The sequence below is a fragment of the Kitasatospora sp. NPDC056327 genome (assembly GCF_042261735.1).
Classification (GTDB): Bacteria; Actinomycetota; Actinomycetes; order Streptomycetales; family Streptomycetaceae; genus Kitasatospora.
The window spans coordinates 1-20,279 of sequence record NZ_JBHJRC010000141.1 but is presented as its reverse complement, the minus strand read 5'-3'; the positions used below and the strand labels follow the sequence as shown (position 1 = coordinate 20,279).

Here is a 20,279-nt window from a genome sequence, read left to right as displayed (position 1 = left end):
CTCTTCAGGGGTCGCGGCCCCGGCCGTTTCGGCGTGTGCGGGGGCGGTCCGGGCCGGAGCCGTCCGCGGCGCCGGCGCGGTCCGCGGCTCCTGCGGTGCCGGGCGTGCGGGCGGCTTCAGGGGGCGGGAACGCCGAAGAGCCGCGCACGGTCGCCCTCACCGACGTCCGTACGCGGCGTCTCCGCCTGCCGGGGCGCTCTGCGCGCCGCTCTCGCCCGTCCGCGTGTCATCGCGGCCGCGGCCTCCCCGGCGGCACTGGCTCCCCGTCCCCAGGGGATCAGTGCCTGCTCGACGGGCACCGTCGGTGCCCCTCCCGTCAGTGGCCGATCAGCTCGGCCACCGCCTGGGCCTGGTTCGCCATCTGCTCCCAGCCGCCGAACAGCACGGCCAGCAGCACCGCGCAGGGCAGCGCCATCGCGACCGCCACCGCCGGATGCCTGGTGCGGTCCGCGGCGCCGGGCTGGGTGAAGGCCGGCCGACGTCGGCGGGAGGTGGTACCCGTGGGCTGCGGTGCCATGCCCTTGACTCCTGATTCGTGTGCTCGGCCGGTGGGTGGACAGGTGGTGCACGTGGACGCGGTGGACGGCTTACCTCGGGGGACGAGCTCCCCGTCCACCGCTGAGAACAACGGTATGGCGGGAGGGGGTTGGCGGTCGTCATGCCGTCGTACCGTTCTCCGGGCCTCCAGGAGGATGACGGTCCGGCCCGCGGCGTACTACCGCAGGGGGAGACGTCCGGCGCAACTCCCCCGGGGGAACCCTGAGAGGTGACCCCGAGAACCGATTCGACGGCCGGCCCGCGGTGGCCGGTCCAAGATCGGACAATCGGACGGTGGCTTCAGGTGTTGCGTATCAGCACACCGCAGCGGGCAGTCCGTAAGCTGTGCCGGACAGGAACTGACGACGCCCCACGCGACGGGGCCTCACCACGGTCTGACGGGGAAACGAAGATGGCGATGATGCGGCTGAGGCGTGAGGACCCCCGCATCGTCGGGCCGTACCGCCTGCACCGGCGGCTGGGAGCCGGCGGCATGGGCGTGGTCTACCTCGGGTCGGACCGCCGGGGCCAGCGCGTCGCGCTCAAGCTGATCCGGGCCGAACTGGCCGAGGACATCGAGTTCCGCACCCGCTTCGCCCGCGAGATCGCCGCCGCGTCCCGGATCCGGGGCGGCTGCACCGCCCGCGTCATGGGCTCCGACATCGAGGCCGACCGGCCGTGGCTGGCCACCGCGTACGTCCCCGGGCCGTCACTGTACAAGCGGGTCGGCGACGAGGGGGCGCTCAACTGGTCCGAGGTCGCCCGCATCGGGGCCGCCCTCGCCGACGGGCTGGTCAAGGTGCACGAGGCCGGGGTCGTCCACCGCGACCTCAAGCCGTCCAACATCCTGCTCTCGCCGCGCGGGCCGCGCATCATCGACTTCGGCATCGCCTGGTCGCGCGGGGCCAGCACGCTCACCCACGTCGGCACCGCCGTCGGCTCACCGGGTTTCCTCGCGCCCGAGCAGGTCCGGGGGGCCGCCGTCACACCCGCGACCGACGTCTTCGCGTTCGGCGCGACCCTGGCGTACGCGCTCACCGGTGACACGCCGTTCGGCTCCGGGGCCTCCTCGGAGGTCATGCTCTACCGCGTCGTGCACGAGGAGCCCGACCTGGCGGCGGTGCCGCCGCAGCTGGCGCCGCTGATCCGGGCCTGCCTCGCCAAGGAGCCCGCCGAGCGGCCCGGGGCGGCCGCCCTGCACGAGCGGCTGAGCGAGCTGGCCTCGCGCGGCTCGGCGGGCGGGGCGGGCGCCGGTGCGGCGGGTCACGGCTCGGGCGGGCCGTTCGGGCGGGCCCGCGGGGCCGGGGCGCGCGGGGACGCGGCGCGGGGCGAGGGAGTGCGCGGGGACGCGGCCGGGCGCGGGGCTCCGGCCTCCGGGGCCGTCGCCGGACCGGGCACCGGCCGGGCGGGCGCCGCCAGGGGTACGGAGCCGCGGCCCGCGGCCGGTGCGGAGCGTGCCGGGGCCCCGGCACGGCCGGCCGGAGCGCCCGCGGCGGCGCAGGCCCCCGCGGCACGCGGCGTCCCCGCACCGGGGCGGGCACCCGACCAGGGTGCCGTCAGGGCGGCGCGCGCGGGTGCGGGCGGCCGGCCCGGACCGGCCGGCGGAGGGGCACGGCGGGCGCCCGTGCAGAACGACCCGCAGGCGGTCACCGCGCCGCTGCCCCGGCCCGAGGGCGTGCAGGCCACCCGGCCGATGCGCGAGCGGCAGACCCCGGCCGCCGCGCGCGAACGCGAGCCGCGGCCGGGCCGCCCGCGCGGGCGGGCCGGCGACCGGCAGCACACGCCCGTTCCCGGCGGGCGTCCGGGGACGGCCCGGCAGCGGCTGCTGCGGCAGCGGCTGGTGGTGTTCGTGACCGTGACGGTGGGCGTCGCGCTGGCCATCGCGGCGGCCCAGGGGTGCGAGAACCGGGAGAACCGGGGCCTGCGGGCGCCCGTCGCCCCGCCGACCGCGCCCGCCGTGCCGCCCACCGTGCCGCAGACCCCGCAGACCGCCCCGGTACCGGCCGCGGGGGGCGGTTCGGGGCTCTCGGCGGACGGGCTGGCGCCGTCGGGCGCACCGCAGCAGACCACGGCGGCGTCGGCGAACACACCGCTCGCGGCCGCTGCGCACGGGGCCCCGGCGGGCGGGGACGGCGTACTGGTGCCCGCGCAGTCGGCGGGTCCGGTGGTCGACTGGCCGAACCGCTCCTACACGGACCCGGCGGGCGGGCCGGCGATCACCCTGCGGGACGGCCGCTCGGCGGGCGCGGGGCCGCAGGTCGTGCTCAGCTCGGTGCTCGCGGCCCGGTACAAGGGCGCCCCGGCGTCGCTGGTCGTGCTGCGGCGCTCGGAGGGCTCGGTGCCGGTCGACCTGGTGCAGCTGTTCGCCTTCAACGGGGACGCCCCGGTCGCACTGACCTCGCGCTCCTCGGCGGCGGACCCGCAGGCGGCGGCGACCTGGCGGCTGGAGAACGGGGCACTGGTCCGGGAGGAGCGGGTCACCCAGACCGGGGCCGCCACGTCCACCCGCTACACGCTGCGCGCGGACGGCACACTGGAGGAGTCCTGGCCCGGCTCCGCCACCACAACTCCCCTGACCACCCCACCCCCCGCCGCCGCCCCCGCCCCACCCACGGCCCCCACGGGCTGACCCGGGGCCGCGTGCGTGGGAAGTCGGCGGGTCCGACTTCCCGTGCAGGCCCCTCCCCGGTGGCCGCTCGACGGGCCGGGTCCCGGCGCTGTGCGCGCGGGAAGTCGGCGGGTCCGACTTCCCGTGCAGGCCCCTCCCCCGCAGCGGCACACCCCGGCCCGGAGGCCTGCGGGCCGGTCGCCTGCGGCGCCCGCGCAGGAGGTCGGCGGGTCCGACCTCTCATGCGCGGCGGCTCCTGGGCAGCGGTACAGCAGGGCTCGAAGGGCGCGGGCCCCGCCTGCGGGGTCGGGCATCAGCACCGCGAGCGCAGGAGGTCGGCGGGCCGGTTCCTGCGCAGGAGACTCCCCCGCACGGGCGCGGGCGCACCGGAGGCCGGCGGGCCGGGTGTCGGTGGCGTGCGGGTGGGAAGTCGGCTGGTCCGACTTCCTGCGCAGCAGGAGGGGCGCGGGAGTCGGGGAGGTGGGTCCTACGGGGCGGTGGTGACCGCGTAGAAGGCGACGGCTGCGGCGGCGCCGACGTTGAGGGAGTCGATGCCGTGGGCCATCGGGATGCGGACGAGGTGGTCGGCGGCGGCCAGGGCGTGGCGTGTCAGGCCGTCGCCCTCGGCGCCGAGCATGAGGGCCGCCCTGGGCAGCCGGTGCGGGGCGAGGGCGGACAGGTCGACGGCGCCCTCGGCCGGGGTGAGGGCCAGCAGGTCGAAGCCGGCGGCGCGCACCGTGTCCAGGGCGGCGGGCCAGGGGTCCAGCCGGGCGTACGGGACGGCGAAGACGGCGCCCATCGAGACCTTGACCGCGCGCCGGTACAGCGGGTCCGCGCAGTCGGGCGAGAGCAGGACGGCGTCCATGCCGAGGGCCGCGGCGCTGCGGAAGATCGCGCCGAGGTTGGTGTGGTCGACCAGGCCCTCCAGGACGGCCACCCGGCGGGCGCCGGCCAGCAGGTCGGCGGCGTCCGGCAGGGGCAGCCGTTCCATCGAGGCGAGGGCGCCGCGGTGCACGTGGTAGCCGGTGACCGCCTCGGCGAGGGCGGGGTCGACGACGTGGACGGGGGCGTCCGCCTCCGCGATGACGTCCGCCATCACGTCCAGCCACTTGGGGGTCAGCAGCATCGACCGCATCCGGTAGCCGGCCGCCAGGGCGCGGCGCACGACCTTCTCGCCCTCGGCGATGAACAGGCCCTCGGCGGGTTCGCGGCGGCGGCGGAGCTCGACGTCGGTCAGGCCGGTGTAGTCGGCCAGGCGCGGGTCGGCGGGGTCGGTGACGGTGCGGGGTTCGGACACCCTGTGATCTTGCCAAGCCGGGGCGGGGAAGGCCAACCGGCCCATGGGAGGGGTGCGTGGCCTTGGCCCGCCACCGCGTGGAGTGCAAATATGACGTATGGCCCGTTTTCCGGGCCGATCCTGGGCTCCGTCGGACCCTGGTGCGACCGGTTCCACCTCCGCCTCCCGATCCACCGGTACCGTCGCAGGCTCCCACGGTGGGCACCCCCACGGTCGGCACCAGCGATCACGAACGGCCCGGCCCGAGTCGGCCCGGGTCCGGTCGGTGGCAGGACAGGTCTTCGCGCTGCAGGTCGTGGTGGTGCTGCTGCTGGTGGTGGCCGCCGTGATCGCGCTCGTGGTGCAGTCCCGCAACGACGCCCGGCAGGAGGCCACCAACCGCTCGGTGGCGGTCGCGCAGACCTTCGCCAACTCGCCGGGCATCGTCCCCGCGCTGCGCTCCCCCGACCCGACCGCGATCCTCCAGCCCAAGGCGCAGGCCGCGCGGATCAACGCGGGGGTGGACTTCGTCGTCGTGCTCAACACCCAGGGCATCCGCTACACCCACCCCAACCCGGACCGGATCGGGCAGAGGTTCGTCGGCACCTACCAGCCCGCGCTGTCCGGTCAGGTGGTGACCGAGGAGGTCACGGGGACGATCGGACCGCTGGTGCAGGCGGTCGTCCCGGTGCACGCGGAGGACGGGCAGGTCGTCGGGATGGTGTCCGCGGGCATCACCGTCGCCAACGTGAGCAGCGCCAGCGAGCGGCAGCTGCCGGTGGTGCTGGGCGCGGCTGCGGCGGCGCTCGGGCTGGCGACCGCCGGGACGGCGCTGATCAGCCGGCGGCTCAAGCGGCAGACCCACGGGCTCGGGCCGACCGAGATGACCCGCATGTACGAGCACCACGCGGCGGTGCTGCACGCGGTGCGCGAGGGCGTGCTGATCGTCGGCGGCGACGGCCGGCTGCTGCTCTGCAACGACGAGGCGCGCCGACTGCTGGATCTGCCGCCGGACGCGGAGGGCCGTCCGCTCGCCGAGCTGGGGCTGGAGCCGGCGCCGCTGGAGCTGCTGGCGGCGGGGAAGGCGGTCAGCGACGAGATGGTGCTGGCCGGTGAGCGGCTGCTGGCGGTGAACGTGCGGCCGACCGACCGGGACGGCGGGCCACCCGGGTCGGTGGCGACGCTGCGGGACTCGACGGAGCTGCTGGCGCTGACCGGGCGGGCCGAGGTGGCCCAGCGGCGGCTGCGGCTGCTGTACGACGCCGGGGTGAGGGTCGGCACCACGCTGGACGTGACGCGGACGGCGGAGGAGCTGGCCCAGGTGGCGGTCGGCCGGTTCGCGGACATCGTGACGGTGGACCTGGCCGAGCAGGTGCTGGAGGGCGACGAGCCGCCGGCCGGTCCGGCGCTGCTGCGCATGCGGCGGGCGGCGGTGGCGGCGCTGCGGGACGACGCGCCGTTCTACCCGGTGGGCACGGTGGTGGAGGTGGCTCCGTCGACGCCGCTCGCGGGGACCCTGAACAGCGGGCTGCCCGGGGTGGAGCCCCGGCTGGCGGAGGCCGCGGCGTGGCGGGAGCAGGATCCGCAGGGTGCGGCGCGGGTGCTGGCGTACGGGGTGCACTCGCTGGTGCGGGTGCCGTTGAAGGCCCGCGGGGTGCTGCTCGGGGTGGCCCGGTTCTGGCGGGCGGAGCGGGCGGAGCCGTTCGAGGAGGAGGACCTGGCGCTGGCGGAGGAGCTGGTCGCGCACGCCGCCGTGTGCATCGACAACGCGCGCCGGTACACCCGGGAACACGCGATGGCGGTCACGCTGCAGCACAGTCTGCTGCCGCGCAGTCTGCCGGAGCAGAACGCGCTTGAGGTCGCGCACCGGTACCTGCCCGCGCAGGCCGGGGTGGGCGGGGACTGGTTCGACCTGATCCCGCTGCCGGGGGCACGGGTGGCGCTGGTGGTGGGGGACGTGGTGGGGCACGGGCTGCACGCGGCGGCGACGATGGGGCGGCTGCGGACGGCGATCCACAACTTCTCCACGCTGGACCTGCCCCCGGACGAGCTGCTGGGGCACCTGGACGAGCTGGTGAACCGGATCGACCAGGAGGAGTCGGCGACCGGGGGCGGGGCCGGGGTGACGGGCGCGACCTGCCTGTACCTGATCTACGACCCGGTGTCGCGGCGGTGCACGGTGGCGAGCGCCGGGCACCCGCCGCCGGCCCTGGTGCGGCCGGACGGCGAGGTGCGCTTCCCGGAGCTGCCGACCGGGCCGCCCCTGGGGCTCGCGGTGCTGCCGTTCGAGACGGTGGAGCTGGAGGTCGCGGAGGGCAGCCGGCTGGTGCTCTACACGGACGGGCTGGTCGAGGACCGCGAGCGGGACATCGACGAGGGGCTGGAGCTGTTGCGGGCGGCGCTGGCCGGGCGGCCCCGCACGCCGGAGCAGACGTGCGCGGACGTGCTGGGGGCGATGCTGCCGGAGCGGCCGCAGGACGACATCGCCCTGTTGGTGGCGCGGACCAGGGTGCTGCCCGCGGAGCAGGTGGCGGAGTGGGAGGTGCCATCGGACCCGGCCGCGGTGGCGGGGGTGCGGGCGGCGGTGGCGGAGCGGCTGGAGGGGTGGGGGCTGACGGACGCGGCGTTCGTCACCGAGCTGATCCTGAGCGAGCTGGTGACCAACGCGATCCGGTACGGCACGGGGCCGATCCGGGTGCGGCTGCTCCTCGACCGGGCGCTGATCTGCGAAGTGTCCGACGGCAGCAGTACGTCGCCGCACCTGAGGTACGCGGCCACCACGGACGAGGGCGGCCGCGGGCTGTTCCTGGTCGCCCAGTTCGCGGACCGGTGGGGGACGCGGTACACGGCCACGGGGAAGGTCATCTGGACGGAGCAGCCGCTGGAGTAGCACGGCCGTCCCGCTGCGCACTTTGCAAAGTACGTGGCGAGGCGAGAGCAGGGGTGCTGAGCTGGGAAGACGTGGGAGCACTTTGCAAAGTGGTGTGTTTGCAAAGTGCTCACAGGGCGGGGTGGCGCAGCAGTGGGGAGGAGGAGCGGCCCCGGGCACGGACCCGGGCGCCTGCACGGGCCCGGGCGCCTGCACGGGCACGGGCTCAGGCTCGGGCGCCCGCTCAGGTGTCCCAGCGGGCGCCCGAGCCCGGGCAGGCCGATCAGGTGGTTGCCCGGGTACGGAGTCGGGCTCAGGCGCCGGCGAGGACGTTGACGACGTCGCCGACGACGATGACCGCCGGGGGCTTGATGCCCTCCGCCTCGACGGTGGCGGCGACGGTGGCCAGGGTCGCGTCGACCCGGCGCTGTGCGGAGGTCGTGCCCTCCTGGACGACGGCCACCGGGGTGTCGGCGGCGCGCCCCTCCTCGACCAGCCGGGCCGCGATCGCGCCGATCTTGTCGACCGCCATCAGCAGCACCAGGGTGCCGCTCATCCGGGCGAGCGCCCCCCAGTTGGTCAGCGACCGCTCGTCGTCCGGCCCCACGTGGCCCGAGACGACGGTGAACTCGTGGGTCATCCCCCGGTGGGTGACCGGCACGCCGGCCGCCGCCGGCACGCTGATCGAGCTGGAGATCCCCGGCACGACCGTGACCGGCAGCCCCGCCTCGGCGCACGCCAGCAGTTCCTCGCCGCCGCGCCCGAACACGTAGGGGTCGCCGCCCTTCAGCCGCACCACGAACTTGCCGGCCTTGGCGTGCTCGACCAGCGTCCGGTTGATCGCCTCCTGCGCCATGAAGCGCCCGTACGGGATCTTCGAGGCGTCGATCACCTCGACGTGCTCCGGCAGCTCGGCCAGCAGTTCGCGCGGCGCCAGCCGGTCGGCCACGACGACGTCCGCGTCGGCGAGCAGCCGTCGGCCGCGCACCGTGATGAGGTCCGGGTCCCCCGGGCCGCCGCCGACCAGCGCCACCCCGGCGCCGTGCGCGCGGTACTGACGGGCCGCGAGCGACCCGTCCCGCAGCCCCTCGACGATCGAGTCGCGCAGCGCGGCCGAGTGCCGCGGGTCCCCGGTGAGGACGGCCACGGTCGCCCCGGCGTCGCGCCCGCTGGCCGGCGTCCATGCGGTGGCGGCGGAGGCGTCGTCGCTGCGGGCGCAGAACACCCGCTCCCGCTCCGCCTCGGCGCTGACGGCGGCGTTCACCGCGGGGTCGTCGGTGGCGACCAGCGCGTACCAGGTGTCGGCCAGGTCGCCCTCCTGGTAGCGCCGCTCGTGCCAGGTCAGCTCGCCGGCATCCGCCATCGCCTGGACGGCTGGGGTGGTGACCGGTGATATCAGGTGCACGTCCGCGCCGGTGGCGAGCAGCGCGGGCAGCCGCCGCTGGGCGACGTGACCGCCGCCGACCACCACGACACGGCGGCCGGCCAGCAGCAGACCGACCGGGTACGGGGTACGGCCCTCGGTGCTGGGGTGAGGGGTGGGCGCGGTCATCGGCGGTGCTCCTGGAAATCGGGTGAGGGCGTGGGGGGTACGGCGCGACGCCGCTCCGCGCACCGGCGCTCCCTCGGGCCGGTGTGCGGAGCGGTACGGCGGGCGTCAGGCCTTCTCGGTGACCCCGGCGGAGTCGAAGGTGGCTACATCGTGCATCGCGCGGGCAGCACTCTGCACCAGCGGCAGGGCCAGCAGGGCACCGGTGCCCTCGCCGAGCCGCAGGTCGAGGTCGATCAGCGGACGCAGACCGAGCTTGGTGAGCGCGGCCTCGTGGCCGGGCTCGGCCGAGCGGTGGCCGGCGATGCAGGCGGCCAGCACCTCGGGGGCGATCGCCTTGGCGGCGAGCGCGGCCGAACCGGCGATCACGCCGTCCAGGACCACCGGGGTGCGCAGGCTCGCCGCGCCGAGCAGGAAGCCGGCGAGGGCCGCGTGCTCCAGCCCGCCGACGGCGGCGAGGACGCCGATCGGGTCGGCCGGATCGGGCTGGTGCAGGGCCAGGGCGGCCCGGATCACCTCGACCTTGCGGGCGTGCGTCTCGTCGTCGATGCCGGTGCCGCGGCCGGTGACCTCGGCCGGGTCCAGGCCGGTGAACACCGAGATCAGGGCGGCGGAGGCGGTGGTGTTGGCGATGCCCATGTCGCCGGTGACCAGGGCCTTGTTGCCGGCGGCGACGAGGTCGCGGGCGGTCTCGATGCCGACCTCGATGGCCTTGAGGGCCTCCTCGCGGGTCATCGCCGGACCCTGCGTCATGTCGTCGGTGCCGGGCTTGACCTTGCGCGGCAGCAGACCGGTGGTGCGGCCCTGCTGGATCGCGTCGGGCAGCTCGGCGGCGACGCCGACGTCGACCACGCAGACCTCGGTGCCGATCTGCTTGGCGAAGGCGTTGACGACCGCTCCCCCGGCGAGGAAGTTGCCGACCATCTGGGCGGTGACCTCCTGCGGCCAGGGGGTGACGCCCTGGGCGTGCACGCCGTGGTCGGCGGCGAAGACCGCGACGCAGGCGGGCTCCGGGATCGGCGGCGGGCACTTGCGGGACAGGCCGGACAGCTGGGCGGAGATGATCTCCAGCATGCCGAGCGAGCCGGCCGGCTTGGTCATCCGCTTCTGGCGGTCCCAGGCCTCGCCGAGCGCCTTGGCGTCCAGCGGGCGGATGCCGCGCAGGGTCTCGGAGAGCAGGCTGTGCGGCTCCTCGCCGGGCAGGGCGCGGTTGCCGTACTGCTCCTCGTGGACGACCCAGGACAGCGGGCGCTTCCTGGCCCAGCCCTGCTGCTGGAGCTCGGGCTCGTCCGGGAAGGCGTCGACGAAGCCGACGCACAGGTAGGCGACGACCTCCAGGTGCTCGGGCAGGCCGAGTTCGCGGACCAGCTCCTCCTCGTCGAAGAAGCTCACCCATCCGACGCCGAGGCCCTCGGCGCGGGCGGCCAGCCAGAGGTTCTCGACGGCGAGGGCGGCCGAGTAGGGGGCCATCTGCGGCTGGGTGTGCCGGCCCAGGGTGTGCCGGCCACCGCGGGTGCGGTCGGCGGTGACCACGATGTTGACGGGCGTTTCGAGGATCGCCTCGATCTTGATTTCCTTGAACTGCTTCGCGCGGCCCTTGGGGAGCGAGTCCGCGTACGCCTCGCGCTGGCGCTCGGCCAGGGCGTGCATCCTGCGGCGGGTCTTGGCGGAGCGGATGACCACGAAGTCCCAGGGCTGGGAGTAGCCGACGCTGGGGGCGGTGTGGGCGGCCTCCAGGACGCGGATCAGCACCTCGTGCGGGATCGGGTCGGGGCGGAAGCCGTTGCGGATGTCGCGGCGCTCGCGGATGACCTGGTGGACGGCGTCGCGGCCGGCCTCGTCGTAGGCGGGGGCGGCCGGACCGCGGGGCTCGGCGGGCTCCTCGGCCTCGGCGGGCTCCGTGGGCTCCGTGGGCTCGGCGGGCTCCTCGGAGGCGGCGGCCTCGGCCGGTCCGGCGGCGTCGGTGCCTTCGGGGGTCCCGGGTGCCTGGGCGGCGGCGACGGCCTCGGCCGGCTCGGTCGCGTCGGTCAGGACGTCAGGGACGTCCGGGGCGTCCGTCTCCGGGCCTTCGACCGCCGGGGCGCCCTCGGACGGGGTGCCGTCGGCCGCGGGGGCCTCGGAGGGTTCAGGAACCTCGGCGGGGACCGGCTCGGTGGCGGACTGCTGCTCGGTGCCCTCGGCCGGCGCGGCCTCCTGGGCCTGCGGCGCCCCGGCGGGGGCCTCGGCCCCGGCGGGCTGCTCGGCGGCCGGCGCCTCGGTGACGGGCGCATCGGTGGCCGGGCCGGCGCCGGCCGGAGCGTCCGCGGGGGCGGCGACGGGCTGGCCCGAGGGCATCTCGCCGGTGCCGACGGCAGTCTCGGCGGAGGCCTCGGGGTTCACGGCCCCGGCCTCGCCCGCGGCCTGCTCGCCCGCGGCCTGCTCGCCCGCGCCCGGCTCGACGACCGGCTGTTCGACGACCGGCCGGTCCACGGCCGACTGCTCGACGGCCGGCTGCTGGGTGACGGTCGACTCGCCGGCGGTCTGCTCGGCAACCGGCTGCTCGGCGGCCGGGCCCACGGGCTCGGTCGGCTCGACGGGGGCGGCACCCTCGGCGGCCGGACCGGCGGCGGGCTCCTCGGCCGCGACGGACCCGGCGTCCCCGGTGCCCTCCACGGCGGCCTGGGCCGGCTGACCGGCCAGGTCGCCCTGCTCGGGCCGAGCGGCCTGCTCGGCGGTGCCCTCGGCCGGGGTCGCGGCGACGGGCACGGCCTCCGCCTCGGCCGTCCCGGTCCCGGCCTGCTCGGCGGCGGGCGCTATGGGGGCGGACTGCTCCGCCTCGGTGGCGGCGGCGGTCCGCGCGGCCGGGTCGACGGCCTCGACCTGCGGCAGCCCGTGCGGGGTCGGCGCGGCGAGGAACGCGGAGATCCGACGCGGCGGACCGGCCGGGGCGGCGGCCTGCCCCTCGGCGGCCGGTGCGTCGACGGCGGCCTCGGTGGCCGGGGTCTCCCCCTGCACCGGCTCGCCGGTCCCGGCGGCGGCCCCGGCCGGAGCCTCGGTACCGGGCGCGGCACCGGCCCGGGCGGCGACGGCACCGGCGGCGACCGGCTCGACGAACGCGACGGCCACGCCGACGGCCTCGGGCGTCCCGGCGGGGACGGCCTGCGGGACGGCGGCCTCCCCGGCCTCGACGGTCTCCGGGGCGAGCACGGCCGGCTCGACGAACGCGACCGGCGCGGCCGGCTGCTGAACGGCGCCGGGCGCGGCGACGGCCTCGGCGGGCGCCTGCGCCTCCACGACGGCCTCCACGGGCACGCCGGCCTGCGGGACGACACCCTGCTGCGCGGCTGCCTTCTGCACGGCGGGCCCGGTCTGCTCCGGGGCCACCGCCTGCTGCGCGGGCTGCACGTCCTGGCCGGGCTGCACGGGCTGGGCGGCCTGCGCGGACCGGACCGGCTGCGCGTCCTGGACGGCGGGCCCCGCCTGCGCGACGGGGACGACCGGAACCGCCACCGGGACGGCCTGCGGCTCCGGCTGGAGGGCCGAGGCCGGCACGATCGGGATGCCGTGCGCGGGCGTGCTGCCGGTGGAGGGGCCGCGGTCGGCGAGCGAGCGGACCGGGACCTGGCCGGTCATCAGGGACGGGTCCGGGATCGGCGGGCCGGCGTGCAGCGGGCGGCGCGGCTGCTGAGCGGCCGTCACCGGCTCCGGTCCCTGGGCCTGGGCCGGGACGGTCTGCGGGCCGGGGGCCGCGTGGGCCTGGAGCGGCGGGTGCGGGGTCCGGCCCTGCGGCGCGCCGAGCACGGGCGGGTCCAGCGGCGGCCAGGACGGCTCGACGGGGGTGCCGGGCGGGCTCTGCGGGTCGCCGGCCGGGTCGGTGGCGAGCGGCTCGCCCCAGGAGCCCTGCGGGCCGGGCATCAGCAGGACGTCGTCGTCCTCGTCGAGGCCGTCCGGCTGGTCGACGAAGTGGAAGGTCGGGCGCTGCGCGCCGGGGTCGACGGTCCAGCCGTCGGCGGGGGCGCCGGGCAGGCCGGTGCCCTGGAGGCCGGGGGCGGCGTAGCCGGGGGTGCCGAGCGGGGTGCCCTGGGCGGGGACCCCGTGCGGCGGGAGGAGGCCGGGGCCGGGCGGGACGGTACCGTCCGGCGCGACGCCCTGCCCGGGTGCGACGGCCGCGACCCCCTGCGGGCCGCCGAGCGGGTCGGACCCGGCGAGCAGGTGCTCCGGCAGTCCCTCGTTGGGGACGTGGCCGCCATCGGTCATGTCTAAGCTCCTTCCAGGCCGCTGCCGCGCCCTCGGCGACGCGATCACCGACCGCAGCGCCCATCCGCACGGGCCGGGCCTGCACCGGCCCGCCCCTCAACCACACACGGCCGCCGCGCCGGGGCGCTGCGGCCGAAGTCCTTCCGGCGCGCTGCGGCACCCCGGCCCGCGCACCACCCGTGAGGGGTGGCGCGTCATCTGAAACAACGACAAGCCGGGGCAACCGGCACGACCGCACCGGACCCTACGGCATTCTCCAGGTCCGGCGGGCGGCCCGTCGAATTGCCCACACTCCGAACCGGCCGGTTCTGCGCCACGTCAGGAGGGCGACAAACCGACCGGATCGGGCGGGCGGCGGAGGCCGCAGCCGTCCTGGACGCCACACTACCGGCCCGGCGGGGCCGCCTTTCGAATCGGTGTCCGGATGCGACCTGGATCACCGTCCGGCGTGGCGCGGTTCCGCCGTCGGGGCCGGGTGGTCCTCCCCCGGGCGGCACCGGGTCTTCACGGTTTCTGCTCACCCCAGAGCAGGAAGGTGCCGGGGTCGCCGACTCCGAGCCGCAGTCCCTGTCCGCCGGTGCCGGGACCGGCGGCCGGCGGGAGCAGGGGCGCGGACTGGAGCAGGGCGCCGTCGGCGCGGTAGCCGGCGTCGGCGATGGCGCGCCGGACCTCCTCGGCCTCGGCGAGGGTGCGGGCGACGGCGACGATCCGTTCGGGGCGGCGGGAGAGCACGGCGCGCACGGTGCCGGGGCCGCCGGTCTCGACCACGGCGGCGTCGGGTTCGGGGAGTTCACCGAGGACGTCGGGTCCGTGGCCGTGGACCGTCTCGACCTCGACGCCGTAGCGGCGGGCGTTGACGGCGAGGCGGGCGCAGGCGGCGCCGTCGGGCTCGACGGCGACGACGGCGGCGCCGAACCGGGCGGCCTCGACGGCGAGCGCGCCGCTGCCGGCGCCGACGGACCAGACGAGGTCGCCGGGGCGTGCGCCGAGGCGGGCGAGCACGAGCGCGCGGACGTGCGCCGGGAGCGTGTCGGGTGCGCCGGGCGCGCGCCCGGTGCCGGTGTAGGTGTCGGTGGGCAGGGCCCAGCCGCGGTCCGGGCCGGGATAGCCGACGGGCCGTCCGGCGAGCCAGCCGGCCGCCTCGCGGGCGGCCCCGCTCTGGGGTCCGCCGCCGGGGCCGCCGGCGCTGCTGCCGCCGATGACCAGGACGACGCTGGGGTCGCGCCAGATGTGGTCGGCGACGCGGTCGGAGGTGAGGACGGTGACGTCCTCGTCGGGGGTGCCCAGGGCCTCGCAGACGACGAAGGTGCGGTGGACGCCGCGGAGCATGAGGGCGAGTTCGCTGGGGCCGGCGCCGGGGGCGGTGAGCACGGCGACCTTGGGGTGGGCGCGGCAGATGTTGGCGGCGCGCCGCAGCCGGCCGCCGTGGGCGCTGACGACCTGGGCGTCCTCCCAGGGCATGCCGGCGCGGGCGAAGGCGGCGGCGACGGAGGAGACGGCGGGCAGGACCTCCAGTTCGAGGCCGTGCTCGGGGCCCCGAAGGGTGCGTACGACGCCGAAGAAGCCGGGGTCGCCCTCGGCGATGACGACGGCGGCGCCGCGGTGTTCGGCGATGCGGCGGGCGGCGAGCCGGATGCTGCCGAGGGCGATGCGTTCGGCGGCGGCCGGCACCGGGAGGGCCTTGAGCTGGTAGGGTGCGCCGGCCACCAGGGTGGCTGCGGCGAGGGCCGCGGCGGCGGCCTCGGTGAGCGGGGTGCCGTCCCACCCGATGACCGTGATCCGGTCAGCCATCTGCGGCTGTTCTCCCTCGCCATCCGTGCACCGACAGGCGGCGCCGGTGTGCGGCGCCGGTCCGAGGCTACCGGGTGTGATCCCCTCGGCGCGGACATCTCGCACACATGTCCGCGGCGGGGTGGCCGGCGGGTCAGCCGGTCCGGGCGTCGGTCGGGTTCAGTCGCGCAGGACGTAGCGGTCGTGGCCGGCCCAGGCGGGGGCGGCGGTCTCGGGGGTTTCGAGGTCCTCGGGGAGCAGGCTCCAGAGGATGAGGTCGCTGCGGCTCTCCTCGGCGCCGCGGCCGGGTTCGCCGGGTTCGCCGCGCACTATCCAGGCGCTGCGCAGGACGCCCTCGCTGATGGCGCCGGTCTTCTGGGCGACCTGCTGGGCGGCGGTGTTGCCGGCGGCGGTGCGCAGTTCCAGGCGGAGGAAGCCGCGGTCCTCGAAGAGCCACTGGGCGACGCCGAGGACGGCTTCGGGGGCGTAGCCCTCGCCGCGGGCCCAGATGGCGGTGACGAAGGAGATCTCGGTGGAGCGCAGCCTCCAGTCGGTGCGGCGGAGTTCGACGAGGCCGACGAGGCGCTGGGTGAGGTGTTCGGTGACGGCGAGGACGATGCCGTGGCCGGCCGCGCGGTGGGCGGGGGCGAGGGTGCGGGCGAGTGCGGTGGCGTGGGCCTCGGTGAAGGGGTGGGGGTGGTCGGTCCAGGCCAGGACGAGTTCGTCGGCCATCATGGCGGTCAGGCCCGGGGCGTCGTCCTCCGCAAGCGGGCGCAGCAGCAGCCGTTCGGTGCTGATGGCGGTCTCGGGGAAGCTCGCTGCCATGCCGTCTCTCCTCGCCGGGTCGTGGACACACCGTACGCCTCGCCGGTGCCGGGTTGTCACGCGGTGCACGGACCGGACGACGGTACGTCAGACGCGGGTCTGGCGGAGCGTCACTGGTGCATCCTGCCCGACCGGGCCCCCGCCTGGTTGCGGCGGGGGCCCGGTGGGGTCCGGCGGGAGGGTCGGCGGCCGTGGCCGCGGGGACCGGTCGGATCAGAAGGCCGGGATGACGGCGCCCTGGAAGGTGTCGTCGATGTACTTCTTGACCTCGGGCGAGTGGAGCAGCTCGGCGAGCTTCTTGACGCGGGGGTCGTTCTCCTTGCCCTGCTTGACGGCCAGGATGTTGGCGTAGGGGTTGCCCTCGGCCTTCTCCAGGAGGATGGAGTCGCTGGTGGGCTTGAGGCCGGCGTCGAGGGCGTAGTTGCCGTTGATGACGGCGGCGTCGAGGTCGTCGATGGAGCGGGGCAGCTGGGCGGCCTCCAGCTCCTTCCACTTGAGGTTCTTGGGGTTGCCGGTGACGTCGGCGGGGGTGGCGGCGGTGCCGACCCCGGCCTTGAGGGTGATGACGTTGTTGTCGGCGAGGAGCTTGAGCGCGCGGCCCTCGTTGGTGGCGTCGTTGGGCAGGCCGACGGTGGCGCCGTCCTTGAGGTCGCCGACGGCCTTGACCTTCTTGGAGTAGAGGCCGAGGGGCTCCAGGTGGACCGTCTCGACGGAGACGATCTGGGTGTTGTGCTTCTTGTTGAAGTCCTCCAGGTACGGCACGTGCTGGAAGTAGTTGGCGTCGGCCGAGCCGTCCTGGACCGCCGTGTTGGGGGTCACGTAGTCGGTGACCTCCTTGACGTTGAGCTTGAGGCCGGCCTTCTCCGCGAGGTTGTCCTTGACGTACTTGAGGATCTGGCCGTGCGGGGTGGGGCTGGCGACGACGGTGAGCGGCGCGTTCGGGTCCGAGGAGGACTTCGAGTCGCCGTTGCTGCCGCAGGCGGCGAGGGAGAGGGCGATGCCGGCGGTGGCGAGGACGCTGGTGAACTTCAGGGCGTTGCGCACGAAAAGTGCCTTTCTGCGTGATGCGGGGAGCCGGGTCCGGGGGTCGGACGCGGGAGGTCTAGGAGGCGACGAGGTCCTCGTCGGGGGTGGCCGGGGTGCCGCCGCGGGGGCGCAGCAGGCGGGTCCGGCCGCCGGTGCGGCCGCGGTTGGCGAGGGCGCGGACGGCCGCGTCGCCGAGCAGCTGCACGAGGGTGACGATGATCACCAATTCGGCCACGATGATCCACATGAAGGCGGTCTCGAAGCGGAAGTAGCCGTAGTTGATGGCGAGGGTGCCGAGGCCGCCGCCGCCGACCGCGCCGGCCATGGCGGAGTAGCTGATCAGCGTGATGATCGTGGTGGTGACGGAGGCGGCGAGGCCGGGCAGGGCCTCGGGGATCAGCGTCTTGCGGACGATGGTCCAGGTGGAGCCGCCCATGGCCTGCACGGCTTCGACCAGGCCGCGGTCGACCTCGCGCACGGAGGTCTCGACGAGGCGGGCGAAGAAGGGGATCGCGCCGATGGTGAGCGGCACGGTCGCGGCCTCCCAGCCGATGGAGGTGCCGACCAGCCAGCGGGTGAAGGAGATGAGGGCGATCATCAGGATGATGAACGGCACCGAGCGGGCGATGTTCACGGCGGCGCCGAGCACCTTGTTGACGGGCCGGTTCTGGAGCAGGCCGCCCTTGTCGGTGAGGACGAGGAGCACGCCGAGCGGCAGGCCGAGCAGGACGGTGCCGAGGGTGGCGACGCCGACCATCTGGAGGGTCTCCCAGGTGGCGGGCCACATCAGTTCCTGCATCTGGTCCCAGGTCATGCCACGGCTCCGTTCGTCCTCGTGGGGCGCGCCGGGTCGAGGACGTCGACCTGGAGGCCCTGTTCGCGCAGGAAGCCGATGGGCACCACGTTGTCCTGGTGGCCGCCGGGCAGTTCGACCCGCATCCGGCCGACCATGCGGCCGGCGATGGTCTCGACGGCGGCGCCGAGGATGTTGATGTCGATCTGGTAGGTGCGGGCGAGCTGGGAGACGAACGGGTGGGCGGGGGCGTCGCCCTGGAAGGTGATCTCCAGCACGGTGGCGCCGGGGTGGCCGGTGCCGAACTCGCCGAGCGGGAAGAGCTCGCGGGCGAGTTCGGAGTCGGGCCGGGCGAGCAGGTCGGTGAGCGGTCCGGACTCGGTCACGCGGCCGCCGCGCATGAGGGCGGCGCTGTCGCAGACGGACTTGATGACGTCCATCTCGTGGGTGATGAGCAGGACGGTGAGGCCGAGCTGCTGGTTGAGGTCGCGCAGCAGTTTGAGGATGGAGCGGGTGGTCTCGGGGTCGAGCGCGGAGGTGGCCTCGTCGGAGAGCAGCACCTTGGGGTCGCCGGCGAGGGCGCGGGCGATGCCGACGCGCTGCTTCTGGCCGCCGGAGAGCTGGCCGGGGTAGCTGCGGGCCTTGTCGGCGAGGCCGACGAGGTCGAGGAGTTCGGCGGCCTTGCGGCGGCGTTCGGTCCGGTCGAGGCCGATGATCTCCAGCGGGAGTTCGACGTTCTGCTGGACGGTGCGGGAGGCGAGGAGGTTGAAGTGCTGGAAGACCATGCCGATCCGGCGGCGGGCCTCGCGGAGTTCCTTGCCGGCCCGGTTCTCGCCGCCGGCGAGGGCGGTGAGTTCGACGCCGTCCACGGTGACGGTGCCGGAGCTGGGGCGCTCCAGCATGTTGACGCAGCGGATGAGGGTGGACTTGCCCGCGCCGCTGGTGCCGACGACTCCGTAGACCTCGCCGGGGCGGACGTGGAGGTCGACGCCGGCGAGGGCGGTCACCTCGCGGCCGCGGGATCGGTAGACCTTGGTGAGGTCCGTGGTGGTGATCACAGCTGCTTCCGTGGGTCGGGGACGGGCGGCGTTCGGCCGCCGTACCGGGGTGCGGTCGGCGACGGGGACGGCGTCGTGCCTGGGGGGGTCCGGACCTGCCACCTCTTGATCGTCGCCGCTGGGCGGCCGGGCCGCGCGACGGCGTGGCCCTTACGAGTCACCGGCCGCCCGCGGGCAGGCGGGCAGGCGGAAGGCAGGGGTGGTGGGTCGGGTGGGCGCGCTCGCACGGGCGGGAGCGGCGCCGGGGTCTCGCTTCGGGGCGCGAGGAGGGGGCACTCTCAGCGGGGTGCCGGGGGCGGTGGCCCTCAGCGGTGACACATTCGACGGCACATGGCACGCTCACCTGCCGGCAGTGTGCCGGTGGGGGTCCATTTCGTCGTCGCAGTCATGTGAGCCAGTAAAACAGATGGGCGCAGGTACGCCCAATTATTTCGCAAGGCTGTCCGGAATGCGGACGCCGGTGGCCGTGAACTGCCGGAACACGGCTCGGCGCCGCCACCGTGGGTCCGGATGGTGGCGGCGCCGACGAGGACCGTTGCGGTCGGGGTGTTCAGGCGGTGGCGGCCAGCGGGGTGCCGGCGGGCTTCTCCAGGTGGACCAGGGTGAGCCGGCCGCTGATCTGTTCGACGGTGGTCTGCCGGTAGCCCTGGCGGGCGTAGAGGCGCAGGTTGCCGAGGCTGCGGTGGCCGGTGAAGAGCCGGTAGGAGGTGACCGCGCCGTCCTCGGCGAGGCGTTGCTCCAGGGCTTCGAGCAGCCGGCCGCCGAGCCCGTGGCGCTGCATGCGGGGGTGGACGACCAGGCGTCCGATCCGGCCGGCGCCGTCGGGGCCGACCTCGCCGCGGACGGTGCCGACGATCTCCTCGCCGAGGCGGGCGACCAGGACGTACTGGCCGGTCAGCTCGGTGCGCAGGCTCTCCAGGGTCTGGGTCAGCGGCTCGATGGCCCAGTCCCCGTAGAGTTCGGCCTCGCTCTGGTAGCCGAGGTACTGGAGCTTGAGTATCTGCTCCGCGTCGTCCGCCTCGGCGGTGGTGATGATCACGCTCATGCCCATGTGCGGGGGCCTCCCCATCCTTGTGCCCGGTGCGCGAAACGTGAGGGTGTGTCGCACCGGTTCCGCTGCCGGAGGTGTTGTCCCGGCCGGGGATCCGCCCAGACCGGGGTGGCGCACGAACGCACCGGCCCGCACGGCCCTGGTGGGGCCGTACCGGCGGCGTGCCCACGGTCAGTATCGGCGTGTGCGCGTCACCGTCAAGAGCCGCGTTCGCCAGCGCCTTACCCGGGTGTCAGCTGCTCTCAACCTCGTGGCCGCCGGACGTGGCGAGGGTCACGCCGGGTGCCGGCAGGGGGTGCGGAGGGGGGTGGTGAGGGGGTGGGGAGGGCCGCCGGAGGGGGTCAGACGTGGCGTTCGGCGCGCAGCAGGACGCGCAGGCAGGCGAGGCAGCGGGCGCGGGTGGGGCCGATGGAGCCGCGCGGCATGCCCAGGCGCCGGGAGATCTCGCGGTAGGTCGGCGGCGGGTCCTCGGCGAGGGCGGCGACCAGCTGGGGGCAGCGGCCGGGCAGGGCGGCGACGGCCTCGCGGACGAGGCGGCGGCGCAGTTCGGCGAGGACGGTGTCCTCGGCGGAGGGGACGGTGGGGAGGTGGGTGCACATGCCGTGCTTGACCCGGCGGGGGCCGCGCGGGTTACGGGCTTCCGGTCGCGTACGCACGGGAGGGGCGCGGCGGTTCGTCCGC

At 75.9% G+C, this 20,279-nt stretch carries 13 protein-coding genes; 2 read left to right on the top strand and 11 right to left on the bottom strand.

The window, feature by feature from the left end; all coding sequences use genetic code 11:
• Nucleotides 1-316: 316 nt before the first annotated feature.
• The gene (locus ACFCX4_RS20820) at nucleotides 317-517 is read right to left on the bottom strand and encodes a hypothetical protein (protein ID WP_376144515.1); all 201 of its coding nucleotides are present in this window, start codon (nucleotides 515-517) and stop codon (nucleotides 317-319) included.
• 432 nt (nucleotides 518-949) lie between these two features.
• Here ACFCX4_RS20820 and ACFCX4_RS20815 point away from each other — a divergent pair, with 432 nt between their 5' ends.
• On the top strand, nucleotides 950-3,166 hold the full coding sequence (locus tag ACFCX4_RS20815; RefSeq protein ID WP_376144513.1) for a serine/threonine-protein kinase: 2,217 nt from the start codon (nucleotides 950-952) through the stop codon (nucleotides 3,164-3,166).
• A gap of 466 nt (nucleotides 3,167-3,632) precedes the next feature.
• On the opposite strand, the gene ACFCX4_RS20810 is transcribed toward ACFCX4_RS20815, so the two are convergent.
• On the bottom strand, nucleotides 3,633-4,487 hold the full coding sequence (locus ACFCX4_RS20810; protein ID WP_376144511.1) for a TrmH family RNA methyltransferase: 855 nt from the start codon (nucleotides 4,485-4,487) through the stop codon (nucleotides 3,633-3,635).
• Between the two features lie 52 nt (nucleotides 4,488-4,539).
• On the opposite strand from ACFCX4_RS20810, the gene ACFCX4_RS20805 reads away from it, so the two are divergent.
• A complete protein-coding gene (locus ACFCX4_RS20805; RefSeq protein ID WP_376144509.1) occupies nucleotides 4,540-7,311 on the top strand; it encodes a SpoIIE family protein phosphatase in 2,772 nt (923 codons plus the stop codon).
• A 292-nt stretch (nucleotides 7,312-7,603) separates the two neighbouring features.
• Here the strand turns inward: ACFCX4_RS20805 and cobA are convergent, their stop codons facing one another.
• The 9 genes from cobA to ACFCX4_RS20760 all read right to left on the bottom strand — a co-directional run bounded on the left by cobA (nucleotide 7,604) and on the right by ACFCX4_RS20760 (nucleotide 20,197).
• Nucleotides 7,604-8,842 (bottom strand): uroporphyrinogen-III C-methyltransferase, encoded by a 1,239-nt coding sequence (cobA, locus tag ACFCX4_RS20800; RefSeq protein WP_376144508.1) that lies wholly within the window; start codon nucleotides 8,840-8,842, stop codon nucleotides 7,604-7,606.
• A 105-nt stretch (nucleotides 8,843-8,947) separates the two neighbouring features.
• Nucleotides 8,948-13,075 (bottom strand): nicotinate-nucleotide--dimethylbenzimidazole phosphoribosyltransferase, encoded by a 4,128-nt coding sequence (gene cobT / locus ACFCX4_RS20795; RefSeq protein ID WP_376144506.1) that lies wholly within the window; start codon nucleotides 13,073-13,075, stop codon nucleotides 8,948-8,950.
• Between the two features lie 504 nt (nucleotides 13,076-13,579).
• Nucleotides 13,580-14,866, bottom strand: a complete 1,287-nt coding sequence (gene cbiE, locus ACFCX4_RS20790) for a precorrin-6y C5,15-methyltransferase (decarboxylating) subunit CbiE (protein ID WP_376144504.1) — start codon at nucleotides 14,864-14,866, stop codon at nucleotides 13,580-13,582.
• Between the two features lie 159 nt (nucleotides 14,867-15,025).
• Complete coding sequence (locus tag ACFCX4_RS20785; protein WP_376144502.1) at nucleotides 15,026-15,670, bottom strand: GNAT family N-acetyltransferase; 645 nt, start codon at nucleotides 15,668-15,670, stop codon at nucleotides 15,026-15,028.
• A 213-nt stretch (nucleotides 15,671-15,883) separates the two neighbouring features.
• The gene (locus tag ACFCX4_RS20780) at nucleotides 15,884-16,714 is read right to left on the bottom strand and encodes a MetQ/NlpA family ABC transporter substrate-binding protein (protein ID WP_376144500.1); all 831 of its coding nucleotides are present in this window, start codon (nucleotides 16,712-16,714) and stop codon (nucleotides 15,884-15,886) included.
• 58 nt (nucleotides 16,715-16,772) lie between these two features.
• Nucleotides 16,773-17,510 (bottom strand): methionine ABC transporter permease, encoded by a 738-nt coding sequence (locus ACFCX4_RS20775; RefSeq protein WP_376144498.1) that lies wholly within the window; start codon nucleotides 17,508-17,510, stop codon nucleotides 16,773-16,775.
• The gene (locus ACFCX4_RS20770; protein WP_376144496.1) at nucleotides 17,507-18,547 is read right to left on the bottom strand and encodes a methionine ABC transporter ATP-binding protein; all 1,041 of its coding nucleotides are present in this window, start codon (nucleotides 18,545-18,547) and stop codon (nucleotides 17,507-17,509) included. The genes ACFCX4_RS20775 and ACFCX4_RS20770 overlap by 4 nt, the downstream gene beginning before the upstream one ends.
• 550 nt (nucleotides 18,548-19,097) lie before the next feature.
• Nucleotides 19,098-19,598, bottom strand: coding sequence for a GNAT family N-acetyltransferase (locus ACFCX4_RS20765; protein ID WP_376144494.1), 501 nt, complete (start codon nucleotides 19,596-19,598; stop codon nucleotides 19,098-19,100).
• Nucleotides 19,599-19,939: 341 nt separating this feature from the next.
• The gene (locus tag ACFCX4_RS20760) at nucleotides 19,940-20,197 is read right to left on the bottom strand and encodes an RNA polymerase sigma factor (protein WP_376144492.1); all 258 of its coding nucleotides are present in this window, start codon (nucleotides 20,195-20,197) and stop codon (nucleotides 19,940-19,942) included.
• Nucleotides 20,198-20,279: the final 82 nt, after the last annotated feature.